The organism is Yersinia intermedia (assembly GCF_900635455.1).
Classification (GTDB): domain Bacteria; phylum Pseudomonadota; class Gammaproteobacteria; order Enterobacterales; family Enterobacteriaceae; genus Yersinia; species Yersinia intermedia.
Map to the genome: position 1 here is coordinate 298,300 of NZ_LR134116.1, position 16,321 is coordinate 314,620.

Consider the following 16,321-nt stretch of genomic DNA (forward strand, 5'->3'; position numbering starts at 1 on the left):
ATAGCGGATTAGATGAAGAAATATTCAGTTTTGGGGGTGGGTAACGTATTTGATAGGCAGATAAGCGGTCGCTAAAACATGATTCTGGTGACTATGATAAGATGAAAAAATTAAGTTCTAATAGCAAAGGGTACTGTGATGGAAACGCTGGCTTCTTTATATAACGAACATTTATCCACTCTACAACAGCGCACCCGTGATGTGCTAGAGCGCCATCAGTTAGACGCTTTACTGATTCATTCCGGTGAGTTACAACGTATTTTTCTCGATGACCGTGACTATCCTTTTAAAGCCAATGCACAGTTCAAAGCTTGGGTACCTGTCACTCAAGTACCAAACTGTTGGTTATGGGTCGATGGGGTTAATACACCAAAGTTATGGTTCTATTCTCCAGTCGATTACTGGCACAGTGTTGAGCCATTACCGGATAGTTTCTGGACCAAGGCTATCGATATCCAGCCATTAGCCAATGCAGATGATATTGCCCAGCAGTTACCTGTGCAGCGGGAGCGCGTGGCGTATATCGGTTATGCCCAACAACGTGCGCAGGCTCTGGGTTTTAGTGCTGAAAACATTAACCCGCAACCGGTGTTGGATTACCTTCATTTCTATCGTTCTTATAAAACGGATTATGAACTGGCTTGTATGCGTGAAGCACAAAAGACGGCAGTTGTCGGCCATCGTGCAGCACATGAAGCGTTCCAGTCGGGTATGAGTGAGTTCGATATCAATCTGGCCTATCTGATGGCTACCGGCCATCGTGATACTGATGTCCCTTATGATAATATTGTTGCGCTGAATGAACATTCGGCGGTGCTTCATTACACCACGTTACAGCATCAGCCTCCGGCAGAAATGCGTAGCTTCTTGATGGATGCCGGTGCTGAATATAATGGTTATGCCGCAGATCTGACACGTACTTACGCTGCAAACCGTGATAGCGATTTTGCCGCGTTAGTTAATGACCTTAATACTGAGCAACTTGAACTGATCAAAACCATTAAAAGTGGCGAGCGCTATACCGATTACCATGTTCAGATGCACCAGCGTATTGCGAAGTTATTGCGCACTCATCATCTGGTTACCGGTATCAGTGAAGAGGCGATGGTCGAACAAGGCATTACTTGTCCATTCTTACCGCATGGGTTAGGCCATCCTCTCGGGTTACAAGTGCATGATACAGCTGGTTTTATGCAAGATGATAAAGGTACCCATCTTAGTGCCCCATCCAAATACCCTTACTTGCGTTGTACGCGTATTTTACAACCGCGTATGGTATTAACTATTGAGCCGGGTCTGTACTTCATCGAATCTCTGCTGGCACCTTGGCGTAACGGTGAGTTCAGCAAGTATTTCAATTGGGAACGTATTGATGCGCTGAAGCCTTACGGCGGTATTCGTATAGAAGATAATATCGTGATTCACGATAACCGGGTTGAGAACATGACACGTGACCTGAAGCTGGCCTGATGCAGCCTTATCTAATCCCTACAAATCCGGTGACTATCAGCGAAGAGATCAAAAAAAGTCGTTTTATCACCCTGCTGGCCCACACCAGCGGGGTGAATGAAGCGAAAGATTTTATTCAGCAGGTGAAGCTGCAGCACCTCACCGCCCGGCATCATTGCTGGTCTTTTGTTGCAGGCAGGCCGACAGATTCTCAGCAATTAGGTTTTTCTGATGATGGTGAGCCTTCTGGTACTGCGGGTAAACCTATCTTGGCTCAACTGATGGGGAGTGGTATTGGTGAGATAACCGCAGTAGTTGTGCGCTATTATGGTGGCATCAAACTCGGTACCGGTGGGTTAGTAAGGGCTTATGGTAGCGGTGTTCAACAAGCGTTAAAACAGATCGAAGTAAAATATAAAGTCCCACAGGTAGAATATACTTTGCAGTGTGACTATGGGCAGCTTGCCATAGTAGAAACCTTGTTACAGCAGGTTGAAGGCCAGATTATAGGGAGTGAGTACGCACAATTCGTAACGCTTCATCTCTCTTTGCCAGCAACTCAAGCCAGTCAGGTCGGGGACAAATTGCGTGATCTCAGTCGTGGTACGTTGCAATTGACGCCCATTTCGCAATAATCCCCATCCAAGTGAATTGCTAAGGAACGTGCCGGAATGCATTTTCGTGCCATAACCCGTATTGTTGGTCTGCTGGTCATCTTATTCTCTGGAACAATGTTTATTCCCGGACTGGTGGCATTGATCTATCGCGATGGCGCCGGCCGTGCCTTCAGCGAAACCTTTTTTGTTGCTCTGGCAATCGGCCTCTTTCTTTGGTTGCCGAACCGAAAACAGAAGCATGAGTTAAAGCCCCGTGAGGGCTTTCTCATCGTGGTTCTGTTCTGGACGGTGCTGGGCAGTGTAGGGGCATTACCTTTCTTATTCTCAGAGCGACCTAATCTTTCATTAACAGATGCATTCTTTGAATCATTCTCCGGGCTGACTACTACTGGCGCGACTACATTAGTAGGGTTAGATTCACTGCCTAAAGCCATTCTATTTTATCGCCAAATGCTGCAATGGCTCGGCGGTATGGGGATAATCGTGTTAGCGGTGGCTATCCTGCCTATCTTGGGGGTCGGGGGGATGCAGCTCTATCGGGCGGAAATGCCTGGCCCATTGAAAGATAATAAAATGCGGCCCCGCATTGCGGAAACGGCCAAAACGCTGTGGCTTATCTATGTCTTACTGACCATTGCTTGTGCGCTGTCTCTATGGGGGGCAGGGATGTCGGTATTTGATGCTATCTCCCACAGCTTCTCGACAATTGCGATTGGGGGCTTCTCGACCCATGACGCCAGTATCGGTTATTTCAACAGCCCAACGATTAACACCATTATCGCTATCTTCTTGCTGATTTCCGGTTGTAACTTTGGTTTGCACTTCGCGGTATTGAGTGGGCGCAGTTTAAAGGTTTATTGGCGTGACCCTGAATTCCGTATGTTCATCTTTGTTCAATTGACACTGGTCGCCGTGTGTACCTTGATACTTTGGTATCATAATGTCTATAAATCCGGTCTGGAGACGATAAATCAGGCATTTTTCCAAGTCGTATCAATGGCTACTACTGCGGGTTTCACCACTGACAGTATTTCAAAATGGCCGTTGTTCCTGCCGATACTCTTATTATGTTCTGCGTTTATTGGTGGTTGTGCTGGCTCAACTGGTGGCGGCCTGAAAGTTATCCGTATTCTGTTGCTCTACCTGCAAGGTTCGCGTGAGTTAAAGCGACTGGTTCACCCGAATGCGGTTTATACCATTAAGTTGGGGCGGCGGGCGTTGCCGGAACGAATTCTGGAGGCGGTATGGGGATTCTTCTCCGCGTATGCTCTGGTATTCATTATTAGCATGCTGGCGATTATCGCGACCGGTGTTGATGAGTTCTCTGCTTTCGCGGCGGTGACTGCGACGTTGAATAACCTTGGCCCTGGCCTGGGTGTAGTAGCGGATAACTTCACGTCAATGAATCCGGCCTCCAAGTGGATATTGGTGATCACCATGCTATTTGGTCGGTTAGAAGTCTTCACCCTGCTGGTTCTATTCACGCCAACATTCTGGCGTGAGTAATTCTGCATAAGGAACATTGCAATGAAAGTCCTGATTCTTTACTCCAGTCGAGATGGCCAAACACAGACTATTGCTTCTTATATAGCTAAACAGTTATCGGCAGAGGATAGCTGTGAAATAAAAGACTTATCGCAGGTAGGGCAAATCGATCTGAATCAATATCAACAAGTCATGATTGGTGCGTCGGTGCGTTATGGGCACTTCAGCCCAGTATTGAGTAAATTCGTCAACAAACACGTTGAACAGCTTAATCAAATGCCGAGTGCGTTCTTTGCAGTGAATCTGACAGCACGCAAACCGGAAAAGCGTTCCCCGCAAACTAATGCCTATGTACGTAAGTTCCTACTCAGTACCCCGTGGCAGCCAACACTGTGTACGGTATTTGCGGGTGCTTTGCGTTATCCCCGTTATCGCTGGATAGATAGGGTGATGATTCAACTTATTATGCGGATGACGGGGGGCGAAACGGATACTAGTAAAGAAGTTGAATATACGGATTGGCAACAGGTAAGCAGTTTTTCTCAGGATTTCTTAGCGCTACAGTACAAAAAATAACAATAATGGCGTTTATCACGGCAAATCGTTGAAATAAAACGCGGTTGAAAAGTTTTTTCAAATTAGGGGTTGCAGGCTGTCAGGAACTCCCTATAATGCGCCTCCACTGACCGGGAACAACGAAACACACTTCGCCGGGTCAGGAAGCGAAAAGAATGATTTTGACTTCGAAAGAAACGAAAGAAACTCTTGACTCTTCAGCGGGAAAGCGTATTATCTGCCTCCCGCGTTACCGTAAGATTCGCCGAAAGGCAAACGGGTAACGAACGCTCTTTAACAATTTATCAGACAATCTGTGTGGGCACTCGCAAGACGATATCGAAGCCTGTTTCGGCAGGCAGATGAAATATCAAAGTCTTGAAGAGTGACCAAAGCAGTACACATTTGAACTTCGGTTCGAATGCATATTTGCAGAAAGTAATCTTTGAGCATCGCTATGTTAACTCATAGCAAATCAAACAAATCTTAAATTGAAGAGTTTGATCATGGCTCAGATTGAACGCTGGCGGCAGGCCTAACACATGCAAGTCGAGCGGCAGCGGGAAGTAGTTTACTACTTTGCCGGCGAGCGGCGGACGGGTGAGTAATGTCTGGGAAACTGCCTGATGGAGGGGGATAACTACTGGAAACGGTAGCTAATACCGCATGACCTCGCAAGAGCAAAGTGGGGGACCTTCGGGCCTCACGCCATCGGATGTGCCCAGATGGGATTAGCTAGTAGGTGGGGTAATGGCTCACCTAGGCGACGATCCCTAGCTGGTCTGAGAGGATGACCAGCCACACTGGAACTGAGACACGGTCCAGACTCCTACGGGAGGCAGCAGTGGGGAATATTGCACAATGGGCGCAAGCCTGATGCAGCCATGCCGCGTGTGTGAAGAAGGCCTTCGGGTTGTAAAGCACTTTCAGCGAGGAGGAAGGCAGTCGTGTTAATAGCACGATTGATTGACGTTACTCGCAGAAGAAGCACCGGCTAACTCCGTGCCAGCAGCCGCGGTAATACGGAGGGTGCAAGCGTTAATCGGAATTACTGGGCGTAAAGCGCACGCAGGCGGTTTGTTAAGTCAGATGTGAAATCCCCGCGCTTAACGTGGGAACTGCATTTGAAACTGGCAAGCTAGAGTCTTGTAGAGGGGGGTAGAATTCCAGGTGTAGCGGTGAAATGCGTAGAGATCTGGAGGAATACCGGTGGCGAAGGCGGCCCCCTGGACAAAGACTGACGCTCAGGTGCGAAAGCGTGGGGAGCAAACAGGATTAGATACCCTGGTAGTCCACGCTGTAAACGATGTCGACTTGGAGGTTGTGCCCTTGAGGCGTGGCTTCCGGAGCTAACGCGTTAAGTCGACCGCCTGGGGAGTACGGCCGCAAGGTTAAAACTCAAATGAATTGACGGGGGCCCGCACAAGCGGTGGAGCATGTGGTTTAATTCGATGCAACGCGAAGAACCTTACCTACTCTTGACATCCACGGAATTTAGCAGAGATGCTTTAGTGCCTTCGGGAACCGTGAGACAGGTGCTGCATGGCTGTCGTCAGCTCGTGTTGTGAAATGTTGGGTTAAGTCCCGCAACGAGCGCAACCCTTATCCTTTGTTGCCAGCACGTAATGGTGGGAACTCAAGGGAGACTGCCGGTGACAAACCGGAGGAAGGTGGGGATGACGTCAAGTCATCATGGCCCTTACGAGTAGGGCTACACACGTGCTACAATGGCAGATACAAAGTGAAGCGAACTCGCGAGAGCAAGCGGACCACATAAAGTCTGTCGTAGTCCGGATTGGAGTCTGCAACTCGACTCCATGAAGTCGGAATCGCTAGTAATCGTAGATCAGAATGCTACGGTGAATACGTTCCCGGGCCTTGTACACACCGCCCGTCACACCATGGGAGTGGGTTGCAAAAGAAGTAGGTAGCTTAACCTTCGGGAGGGCGCTTACCACTTTGTGATTCATGACTGGGGTGAAGTCGTAACAAGGTAACCGTAGGGGAACCTGCGGTTGGATCACCTCCTTACCTAACGATACGCATTGCGTAGTGTCCACAACAGATTGTCTGATGAATGTAAATGAGCAAGAGCACCTGTTGATGAGGGTGATGATTGTGTAATAAGACCTCGGCATCGAGTTTTTACTGCATCAGTCGTTCGAATGTGTCACCACATTCTCACCTTTACACAAAAATACTGAATCCATGATTCAGTAGAAATTTTTGTGTCCCCATCGTCTAGAGGCCTAGGACACTGCCCTTTCACGGCTGTAACAGGGGTTCGAATCCCCTTGGGGACGCCACTCCGATAATGTGTGAAAGACATTATCAACTGAATATCTTAAAGATGACTTTAACGAGTCGTGTTTAAGATATTGCTCTTTAACAATCTGGAACAAGCTGAAAATTGAAACAATACAGCTGAAACTTATCTCTCCGTAGAATGACTGAGATAAGGATTAACCTGTATTAGAGTCTCTCAAATAATCGCAATGCCAATGTGTTTATCATTGTTGCAGTGTGAGCGAGAAGACACTCAGCCAGGCGTACAGCGCACAGCAACCGGAGTGAACTCAACGTTCATGAAGATTGCGCGCACTGCACAACACAGCAGAGTGTGTTCACAGCCACACCAATAACGAAAAAACATCTTTGGGTTGTGAGGTTAAGCGACTAAGCGTACACGGTGGATGCCTAGGCAGTCAGAGGCGATGAAGGGCGTGCTAATCTGCGAAAAGCGTCGGTAAGCTGATATGAAGCGTTACAACCGACGATACCCGAATGGGGAAACCCAGTGCAATTCGTTGCACTATTGCATGGTGAATACATAGCCATGCAAGGCGAACCGGGGGAACTGAAACATCTAAGTACCCCGAGGAAAAGAAATCAACCGAGATTCCCCCAGTAGCGGCGAGCGAACGGGGAAGAGCCCAGAGTCTGAATCAGTTTGTGTGCTAGTGGAAGCGTCTGGAAAGTCGCACGGTACAGGGTGATAGTCCCGTACACAAAAGCACACTTGCTGTGAACTCGATGAGTAGGGCGGGACACGTGACATCCTGTCTGAATATGGGGGGACCATCCTCCAAGGCTAAATACTCCTGACTGACCGATAGTGAACCAGTACCGTGAGGGAAAGGCGAAAAGAACCCCGGCGAGGGGAGTGAAATAGAACCTGAAACCGTGTACGTACAAGCAGTGGGAGCACCTTCGTGGTGTGACTGCGTACCTTTTGTATAATGGGTCAGCGACTTATATTTTGTAGCAAGGTTAACCGAATAGGGGAGCCGTAGGGAAACCGAGTCTTAACTGGGCGTCTAGTTGCAAGGTATAGACCCGAAACCCGGTGATCTAGCCATGGGCAGGTTGAAGGTTGGGTAACACTAACTGGAGGACCGAACCGACTAATGTTGAAAAATTAGCGGATGACTTGTGGCTGGGGGTGAAAGGCCAATCAAACCGGGAGATAGCTGGTTCTCCCCGAAAGCTATTTAGGTAGCGCCTCGTGAACTCATCTTCGGGGGTAGAGCACTGTTTCGGCTAGGGGGCCACCCCGGCTTACCAAACCGATGCAAACTCCGAATACCGAAGAATGTTATCACGGGAGACACACGGCGGGTGCTAACGTCCGTCGTGAAGAGGGAAACAACCCAGACCGCCAGCTAAGGTCCCAAAGTCATGGTTAAGTGGGAAACGATGTGGGAAGGCATAGACAGCCAGGATGTTGGCTTAGAAGCAGCCATCATTTAAAGAAAGCGTAATAGCTCACTGGTCGAGTCGGCCTGCGCGGAAGATGTAACGGGGCTAAACCATGCACCGAAGCTGCGGCAGCGACGCTTAGGCGTTGTTGGGTAGGGGAGCGTTCTGTAAGCCGTTGAAGGTGACCTGTGAGGGTTGCTGGAGGTATCAGAAGTGCGAATGCTGACATAAGTAACGATAATGCGGGTGAAAAGCCCGCACGCCGGAAGACCAAGGGTTCCTGTCCAACGTTAATCGGGGCAGGGTGAGTCGACCCCTAAGGCGAGGCTGAAAAGCGTAGTCGATGGGAAACAGGTTAATATTCCTGTACTTGGTGTTACTGCGAAGGGGGGACGGAGAAGGCTAGGCTAGCCGGGCGACGGTTGTCCCGGTTTAAGCATGTAGGCGGAGTGACTTGGTAAATCCGGTTGCTTATTAACGCTGAGGTGTGATGACGAGCCACTACGGTGGTGAAGTAGTTGATGCCAAGCTTCCAGGAAAAGCCTCTAAGCATCAGGTAACATTAAATCGTACCCCAAACCGACACAGGTGGTCAGGTAGAGAATACTCAGGCGCTTGAGAGAACTCGGGTGAAGGAACTAGGCAAAATGGTGCCGTAACTTCGGGAGAAGGCACGCTGGCATTAGGTAAAGAGACTTGCTCTCGGCGCCGAAGCCAGTCGCAGATACCAGCTGGCTGCAACTGTTTAATAAAAACACAGCACTGTGCAAACACGAAAGTGGACGTATACGGTGTGACGCCTGCCCGGTGCTGGAAGGTTAATTGATGGGGTCAGCCGCAAGGCGAAGCTCTTGATCGAAGCCCCAGTAAACGGCGGCCGTAACTATAACGGTCCTAAGGTAGCGAAATTCCTTGTCGGGTAAGTTCCGACCTGCACGAATGGCGTAATGATGGCCAGGCTGTCTCCACCCGAGACTCAGTGAAATTGAACTCGCTGTGAAGATGCAGTGTACCCGCGGCAAGACGGAAAGACCCCGTGAACCTTTACTATAGCTTGACACTGAACATTGAGCCTTGATGTGTAGGATAGGTGGGAGGCATCGAAGTGTGGACGCCAGTCTGCATGGAGCCAACCTTGAAATACCACCCTTTAATGTTTGATGTTCTAACTCGGCCCCGTGATCCGGGGTGAGGACAGTGTCTGGTGGGTAGTTTGACTGGGGCGGTCTCCTCCCAAAGAGTAACGGAGGAGCACGAAGGTTAGCTAATCACGGTCGGACATCGTGAGGTTAGTGCAAAGGCATAAGCTAGCTTGACTGCGAGAGTGACGGCTCGAGCAGGTACGAAAGTAGGTCTTAGTGATCCGGTGGTTCTGAATGGAAGGGCCATCGCTCAACGGATAAAAGGTACTCCGGGGATAACAGGCTGATACCGCCCAAGAGTTCATATCGACGGCGGTGTTTGGCACCTCGATGTCGGCTCATCACATCCTGGGGCTGAAGTAGGTCCCAAGGGTATGGCTGTTCGCCATTTAAAGTGGTACGCGAGCTGGGTTTAGAACGTCGTGAGACAGTTCGGTCCCTATCTGCCGTGGGCGTTGGAAGATTGAGAGGGGCTGCTCCTAGTACGAGAGGACCGGAGTGGACGAATCACTGGTGTTCGGGTTGTCATGCCAATGGCATTGCCCGGTAGCTAAATTCGGAAGAGATAACCGCTGAAAGCATCTAAGCGGGAAACTTGCCTCGAGATGAGTCTTCCCTGGGGCTTTAAGCCCCCTGAAGGAACGTTAAAGACTATGACGTTGATAGGCTGGGTGTGTAAGTGCAGCGATGTATTGAGCTAACCAGTACTAATGATCCGTGAGGCTTAACCTTACAACACCAAAGGTGTTTTGTGTTTGAGAGAGAATGATATTTTCAGCGAATGTTCCGAGATTGGGCTGGCTGGCTGTGTGAAGAATTGCATAGCGGGTTAGTTTAGACAGAATTTGCCTGGCGGCCTTAGCGCGGTGGTCCCACCTGATCCCATGCCGAACTCAGAAGTGAAACGCCGTAGCGCCGATGGTAGTGTGGGGTCTCCCCATGCGAGAGTAGGACACTGCCAGGCATCAAATAAAGCCGAGACCCCATGCCAAAAGCGTGGGGTTTTTGCTATGGGTTGAATATGGCAAGATGTGTAAATATTGAGCGTGAGTGGTCACGGCCAGGAAGTATACTCAGCAGCGTTAAATATTGCAGGGGCCGGTGAGAGAAACCCGGCAGTCAGAGAGATGAATAAAACAGAAGGCTACCCTGATGGGGACCTTTTTTTACCTTCAGTTAAAACAAAATACAATATGAGTATTATGATCGGTTAGACTAGCGCCAGAGCTAGTTAGAATGAGTATCCAATGTAATGTCGAATCAACATTCCCCGCTAAAGCATCTCAATACTTTCGCATTATCAGCATATGCGAGCAAAGTAATCAGCGTTTACTCTCCTGAAGAATTGATTAATGCATGGCATGAGTCTGTCTCTAAGCATCAGCCAGTGCTCTTACTTGGTGAAGGCAGCAACGTACTCTTTATTGAAAATTATTCAGGAATAGTATTACTCAATCGGATTAAGGGTATCACTCCTACTGAGGATGATATTGCCTGGCATCTGCATGTTGGGGCTGGAGAGAATTGGCATCAATTAGTCTGTTACTCATTGCGCAATAACATGCCAGGTCTAGAGAATCTGGCGTTAATCCCAGGTTGTGTCGGTTCCGCACCCATTCAGAATATCGGTGCCTATGGTGTTGAGCTGCAGAAGGTATGTGAATACGTTGATTTGCTTGATATGGATAAAGGTACAATTCTGCGTCTTTCCGCTCAAGATTGTCAATTCGGCTATCGTGACAGCATTTTTAAGCATCACTATGGTCATGGATTTGCCATCGTAGCCGTAGGCATTAAGTTGGTGAAATCATGGACCCCAATATTGGGCTATGGTGATTTAACGCGAATGGACCCATCGACAGTTACAGCAGAAGAGATATTCAACTCAGTTTGTACAATGCGGCGTAGTAAGCTACCCGATCCAGCAGTGACCGGCAATGCAGGCAGTTTTTTTAAGAACCCGGTTGTGGATGCCGCTATAGCTGAAGATATTGTAAAACGCTATCCCAATGCACCCCATTATCTGCAACCCGATGGCTCTGTTAAGCTGGCTGCTGGTTGGCTTATCGATCAATGTGCACTGAAGGGATATCAGATTGGCGGTGCAGCGGTGCATCAGCAGCAAGCGTTAGTGTTGATTAACCTGGCAGAAGCGACAGGTCAGGATGTGATCGACCTTGCTACTTATATCCGTCAGCAAGTCGCCAAGAGATTTGCAATCTGGTTGGAACCAGAAGTGCGATTTATTGCAAGTAATGGTGAGGTTAATGCTGTGGAGCGTTTGTCGTGAAAGATATTAAAGTCCCTTTACGGCTGATTAACATATTAGCTGATGGTGCTTTCCACTCAGGGGAGCAATTGGGTGAAGCCTTTGGGATGAGCCGTGCTGCAATTAATAAACATATTCAAACTATTAGAGAGTGGGGACTAGATGTCTTTACAGTTCCTGGCAAGGGCTATAGTTTGCCTGCACCTATTCAGTTGCTTAATGAACAAACAATATTAAGTTATCTCCCAGCAGGTCAAGTGACCGTCTTACCGGTAGTCGACTCGACGAATCAATACTTATTAGATCGTATTACTGAATTGAAGTCTGGCGATGCTTGTGTGGCTGAATACCAACATGCAGGGAGAGGAAGGAGGGGGCGTCAGTGGGTCTCTCCCTTTGGTACGAATCTCTATTTATCTATGTTCTGGCGGCTGGAGCAAGGCCCTGCTGCTGCAATGGGACTGAGTCTGGTGGTTGGGATTGTCATGGCCGAGGTTCTGCGTAAACTCGGTGCTGAGCAGGTTCGTGTAAAGTGGCCAAATGATCTGTATTTAAATGATAAAAAACTGGCAGGTATATTGGTAGAACTTACAGGGAAAACGGGGGATGCTGCTCAGTTGGTCATTGGCGCAGGTATTAATCTAACAATGCGTGAATCAATTACTAATGCCATCAACCAGGACTGGATCAACTTACAGGAAGCGGGTGTTAATATTGATCGTAATAAACTGACGGCTGAACTGTTATCTGAATTACGACTTGCAGTCGTTAAATTTGAAAATGAAGGCTTATCTGCTTTTATTTCTCGTTGGCGGGAAATGGATAATTACCTTGATCGCCCTGTGAAATTGATTATTGGTAATCAAGAAATATTTGGTATTGCTAGAGGTATTGACCAACAAGGAGCATTATTGTTGGAACAGAATGGTAATGTGAAACCTTATATTGGCGGTGAGATATCTCTTCGTGGCGTTTAATTTAATAATAGATGGGAGGCCAAAACCTCCCACTTTAGCTATTTTCTCAAACGTACACTCTCAACGGCATGGTTAGCACTTTTAGTCATTATCAGACTGGCGCGCTCACGCGTTGGTAGTATATTTTGCTTTAAATTCAATCCATTAATCTCTTTCCATAATTGAGTGGCAATTTTGACTGCCTCAGCTTCTGGCAATTTAGCATAATTATGGAAATAAGAGTCAGGATTGGAAAATGCGCCCTGCCTAAACTTAAGGAATCTGTTTATATACCAACTTTGAAGTAAATCTTCAGGGGCATCAACATATATAGAGAAGTCTACAAAATCAGAGACAAATACATGATGTGGATCATGAGGGTAATCCATCCCGCTTTGTAGAACATTTAAACCTTCTAATATAAGAATATCAGGCTGCTTGATTATCTTATTACCGTCAGGGACAACATCATATATTAAATGTGAATAAACCGGTGCGGTAACATGACCTGCCCCCGATTTTACTTCTGAGACAAATTTCACCAGATTATGCATATCATAGGATTGTGGAAATCCTTTTTTCTTCATCAACCCGCGCTCATTAAGCACTTTATTGGGATAAAGAAAACCATCTGTTGTAATCAGTTCTACACTGCGATGTTCCGGCCAACGGCTGAGTAACGCCTGTAGTAAGCGTGCAGTAGTGCTTTTACCGACAGCGACACTGCCTGCAATACCAATGACATAAGGAATACGCTGGCCATCGGTTCCAAGGAATTGTTCCAGAACCGCCTGCCGCCGCAAATTAGAACTAATATAAAAATTAAGCAGGCGCGAAAGTGGTAGATAAATCTGTGCCACTTCATCTAATGAAAGGTCTTCGTTAATCCCTTTAAGTTTAACGATTTCCTCTTCTGTTAGTGTCAATGGTACGGAGTCGCGCAGGGCTGCCCACTGGGTACGATCGAACTGTAGATAAGGCGTCGCTAAAGATTGATCTCTTTTTGTCATAAGCCAAATTCTGCCTGTTAACGCAGGTTGGGAAAGGCGCTGGACGCCAACTCCAGATAAGAAACAAGCTGCATATTATAGGCAGCTTGCTTTTTGGCGTAGACATTTTTGTGCTTAGTGAGTGATTTATTTGATGTACGTTGCTATTCCAATCAATTAAGAACAATTGTGGCAGGCACCGACCTTTTTATGGATGACAATCTCTATCATCAACTGGCTATGGCAGTATGTGATTGATTTACTGAAAATAAACGTTTGAAATAGATTGCTGTCGGATGATAGCTACCATCTGGAGTGCAGGCATAATCAGGAATTTCTCCCATGCAACGATAACCTTGTGCACGGTAAAAAGATTCAGCAGGAGAACCTGCTTGAGTATCGAGATATAGCAATCCACGGCGTAGTTGAACTGCGGTACTCTCCATCGCGAGAATCAATTTGTGCCCAATACCGTTACGACGACTACGGCTATGCACCAATAATTTTTGCACTTCTGCTCGATTTAAACCATTTGGTTTTTGGCAAAGATCTAATTGAATAGTCCCAGTAATCCCCATCTCATCGCGTGCTATCCACTATAGTAACGCTCCTTTGGCGATGGCAGGGCGCAGGTCATCGTAATAGCTCTCAGCTTCTTTCTGCGACAGAGCGCGGGAGTCATAGCCTACAGATGCCCCATGAGCTACTGCATCAATCAGTAAACTTGCCAGCTCACTGCGGTATATAGGCAATGTTGCCGCATTAAGTAAAACGATCTTCATGATAAAACTCCTCAACCGCTGCGGGTCTGTGCTTATGTCTATGTTTAAGCAATAAACAAGCCAAATATGAACAGTGTGATTCTCCTCATTGGAGTCATATTTTTGGCGACGAGATGCACTCTATTGGGGCGCTCTCCCCTTTTTGATGCGCAAAACTAAATCTATGATCAGCCAGTGATGCTAAAATTGGTGGCACAATGAGAAGTGAACTCATTTAAGAGGCTATTTTTCATTCATGGAGCTGATTACGAAAGCTGGTGCACTGGATGTGAAGTGAGCTAACTATGGTTAATAATACATCTGGCATTTAAAAATAGGCTGTTTTGTGAGCGAAAGGTCGACTTATGCAATTTTTTTGTTGCATCATAAGCTCGCTCTACCTAGAATGCGCTGCACTTGATGCCGGCATAGCTCAGTTGGTAGAGCAACTGACTTGTAATCAGTAGGTCCCGAGTTCGACTCTTGGTGCCGGCACCATTCAAGTACTAAAATTAGGTGGGGTTCCCGAGCGGCCAAAGGGAGCAGACTGTAAATCTGCCGTCATCGACTTCGAAGGTTCGAATCCTTCCCCCACCACCATATTTACCCTTGAGTCTCAAGCCGATTCAGCGTTAGGAATCTAAATGAGCCACTTGAGGGGAAGGTGAAAACCTTCGACGAAGGTTCGAGCCGAGCGTAGCGAGTCAACGACGCGCAGCGGCGGCCCGAAGGGTGAGGAATGAAGTGACGAATAATCCTTCCCCCACCACCATATTTAACCTTGAGTCTCAGGGTGATTCAGAAGATCGAACTCCTAATACACACTCAAGGCGAGAGCGTAGCTCTCGATGAAGAGTGAAGTGGCCAAGCCCTTCCTTTCAAGTTTCTGCAGATTAAGTCAGGTAGCCGAGTTCTAAGATGCGGGCATCGTATAATGGCTATTACCTCAGCCTTCCAAGCTGATGATGTGGGTTCGATTCCCACTGCCCGCTCCAAGATGTGCTGATATAGCTCAGTTGGTAGAGCGCACCCTTGGTAAGGGTGAGGTCGGCAGTTCGAATCTGCCTATCAGCACCATTTCTCATTCTCTCGTCCCCTGATTTTCTTTCTGTGTTATGGATTCAGCAAGCATGCGCTTGGTTGATGTGGTGAAACCACCGATTCCGTGTCTTAGAGGGACAATCGATGTCTAAAGAAAAGTTTGAACGTACAAAACCGCACGTTAATGTGGGTACTATTGGCCACGTTGACCATGGTAAAACTACCCTAACTGCTGCAATCACCACCGTACTGGCTAAAACCTACGGCGGTAGTGCTCGTGCATTCGACCAGATCGACAACGCTCCGGAAGAGAAAGCGCGTGGTATCACCATCAACACTTCACACGTTGAATATGACACCCCGTCTCGTCACTATGCACACGTTGACTGCCCAGGGCATGCCGACTACGTTAAAAACATGATAACCGGTGCTGCTCAGATGGACGGCGCGATCTTGGTTGTCGCTGCAACTGATGGTCCTATGCCACAGACTCGCGAGCACATCCTGCTAGGTCGTCAGGTGGGTGTTCCTTACATCCTGGTCTTCCTGAACAAGTGTGACATGGTTGACGATGAGGAGTTGCTGGAATTGGTAGAAATGGAAGTCCGCGAACTTCTGTCTCAATATGATTTCCCTGGCGATGATACTCCTGTTATCCGTGGTTCAGCGCTGAAGGCGTTGGAAGGCGAGCCTGAATGGGAAGCAAAAATTATCGAATTAGCTGAGGCGCTGGATAGTTATATTCCACAGCCAGAGCGCGCGATTGATAGACCATTCTTGCTGCCAATCGAAGACGTATTCTCTATCTCAGGTCGTGGTACAGTCGTCACTGGTCGTGTAGAGCGTGGGATCGTTAAAGTTGGCGAAGAAGTTGAAATCGTTGGTATTATCGATTCCATTAGAACAACATGTACTGGCGTTGAAATGTTCCGCAAATTGCTGGACGAAGGCCGCGCGGGTGAGAACGTTGGTGTTCTACTGCGTGGGACTAAACGTGATGACGTACAGCGTGGTCAGGTATTAGCTAAGCCAGGTTCTATCAAGCCACATACTAAATTCGAATCCGAAGTTTATATTCTGAGCAAAGATGAAGGCGGGCGTCACACGCCGTTCTTCAAAGGCTACCGTCCTCAGTTCTACTTCCGTACAACGGATGTAACCGGTACTATTGAATTGCCAGACGGCGTTGAGATGGTGATGCCAGGTGATAACATTCAAATGATTGTTAACCTGATTGCACCTATTGCGATGGATGATGGTCTGCGCTTCGCAATTCGTGAAGGCGGGCGTACTGTAGGTGCTGGCGTTGTTGCTAAAGTCATTGAATAAGATTTGACGCGACATGCGATAAAAGGGCA

8 protein-coding genes, 5 tRNA genes, 3 rRNA genes, 1 other RNA gene and 1 pseudogene are annotated in these 16,321 nt (G+C 47.7%); 16 read left to right on the top strand and 2 right to left on the bottom strand.

Going from position 1 to position 16,321, the window contains the following annotated elements:
* The first annotated feature begins 138 nt into the window (after positions 1–138).
* The 10 genes from pepQ (at position 139) to birA (ending at position 12,193) form a co-directional block, all read left to right on the top strand.
* On the top strand, positions 139–1,470 hold the full coding sequence (gene pepQ / locus EL015_RS01400) for a Xaa-Pro dipeptidase (protein ID WP_005187813.1): 1,332 nt from the start codon (positions 139–141) through the stop codon (positions 1,468–1,470).
* Positions 1,470–2,084 carry an IMPACT family protein gene (locus tag EL015_RS01405; RefSeq protein WP_032906868.1) on the top strand — a complete coding sequence of 205 codons (615 nt, stop codon included), beginning with the start codon at positions 1,470–1,472 and terminating at the stop codon, positions 2,082–2,084. The genes pepQ and EL015_RS01405 overlap by 1 nt, the downstream gene beginning before the upstream one ends.
* Positions 2,085–2,120: 36 nt before the next feature.
* On the top strand, positions 2,121–3,572 hold the full coding sequence (gene trkH / locus EL015_RS01410) for a Trk system potassium transporter TrkH (protein ID WP_005187809.1): 1,452 nt from the start codon (positions 2,121–2,123) through the stop codon (positions 3,570–3,572).
* Positions 3,573–3,593: 21 nt separating this feature from the next.
* Positions 3,594–4,127, top strand: a complete 534-nt coding sequence (gene hemG / locus EL015_RS01415; protein WP_005187807.1) for a menaquinone-dependent protoporphyrinogen IX dehydrogenase — start codon at positions 3,594–3,596, stop codon at positions 4,125–4,127.
* A 467-nt stretch (positions 4,128–4,594) separates the two neighbouring features.
* Positions 4,595–6,137: ribosomal RNA gene (locus tag EL015_RS01425) — 16S ribosomal RNA — on the top strand.
* Positions 6,138–6,336: 199 nt separating this feature from the next.
* A tRNA-Glu gene (locus EL015_RS01430) sits at positions 6,337–6,412 on the top strand.
* A gap of 360 nt (positions 6,413–6,772) precedes the next feature.
* Positions 6,773–9,679: ribosomal RNA gene (locus EL015_RS01435) — 23S ribosomal RNA — on the top strand.
* Positions 9,680–9,795: 116 nt separating this feature from the next.
* Positions 9,796–9,911: ribosomal RNA gene (gene rrf, locus EL015_RS01440) — 5S ribosomal RNA — on the top strand.
* The 16S, 23S and 5S rRNA genes sit together here with 1 tRNA gene alongside, the layout of an rRNA operon.
* A 288-nt stretch (positions 9,912–10,199) precedes the next feature.
* Entirely contained in the window at positions 10,200–11,237 is a 1,038-nt protein-coding gene (murB, locus tag EL015_RS01445) for a UDP-N-acetylmuramate dehydrogenase (RefSeq protein ID WP_005192349.1), read from the top strand.
* The gene (gene birA, locus EL015_RS01450) at positions 11,234–12,193 is read left to right on the top strand and encodes a bifunctional biotin--[acetyl-CoA-carboxylase] ligase/biotin operon repressor BirA (protein ID WP_032907894.1); all 960 of its coding nucleotides are present in this window, start codon (positions 11,234–11,236) and stop codon (positions 12,191–12,193) included. Before murB ends, birA begins: the two co-directional genes overlap by 4 nt.
* Before the next feature lie 38 nt (positions 12,194–12,231).
* Here the strand turns inward: birA and coaA are convergent, their stop codons facing one another.
* Positions 12,232–13,182: a type I pantothenate kinase gene (coaA, locus tag EL015_RS01455; protein WP_005192347.1), complete on the bottom strand. Its 951-nt coding sequence runs from the start codon at positions 13,180–13,182 to the stop codon at positions 12,232–12,234.
* A 209-nt stretch (positions 13,183–13,391) separates the two neighbouring features.
* Positions 13,392–13,943: pseudogene (locus EL015_RS01460) on the bottom strand (GNAT family N-acetyltransferase).
* A gap of 401 nt (positions 13,944–14,344) precedes the next feature.
* Here EL015_RS01460 and EL015_RS01465 point away from each other — a divergent pair.
* From EL015_RS01465 to tuf, 6 genes are all read left to right on the top strand, one after another.
* Positions 14,345–14,420 (top strand) — tRNA-Thr (locus EL015_RS01465).
* A gap of 17 nt (positions 14,421–14,437) precedes the next feature.
* Positions 14,438–14,522, top strand: a tRNA-Tyr gene (locus EL015_RS01470).
* A 44-nt stretch (positions 14,523–14,566) separates the two neighbouring features.
* Positions 14,567–14,694, top strand: a non-coding RNA gene (locus EL015_RS01475) — RtT sRNA.
* A gap of 148 nt (positions 14,695–14,842) precedes the next feature.
* Positions 14,843–14,917 (top strand) — tRNA-Gly (locus EL015_RS01480).
* A gap of 6 nt (positions 14,918–14,923) precedes the next feature.
* Positions 14,924–14,999: transfer RNA gene (locus tag EL015_RS01485), tRNA-Thr, on the top strand.
* A gap of 108 nt (positions 15,000–15,107) precedes the next feature.
* Positions 15,108–16,292, top strand: a complete 1,185-nt coding sequence (tuf, locus tag EL015_RS01490; RefSeq protein WP_005192344.1) for an elongation factor Tu — start codon at positions 15,108–15,110, stop codon at positions 16,290–16,292.
* Positions 16,293–16,321: the final 29 nt, after the last annotated feature.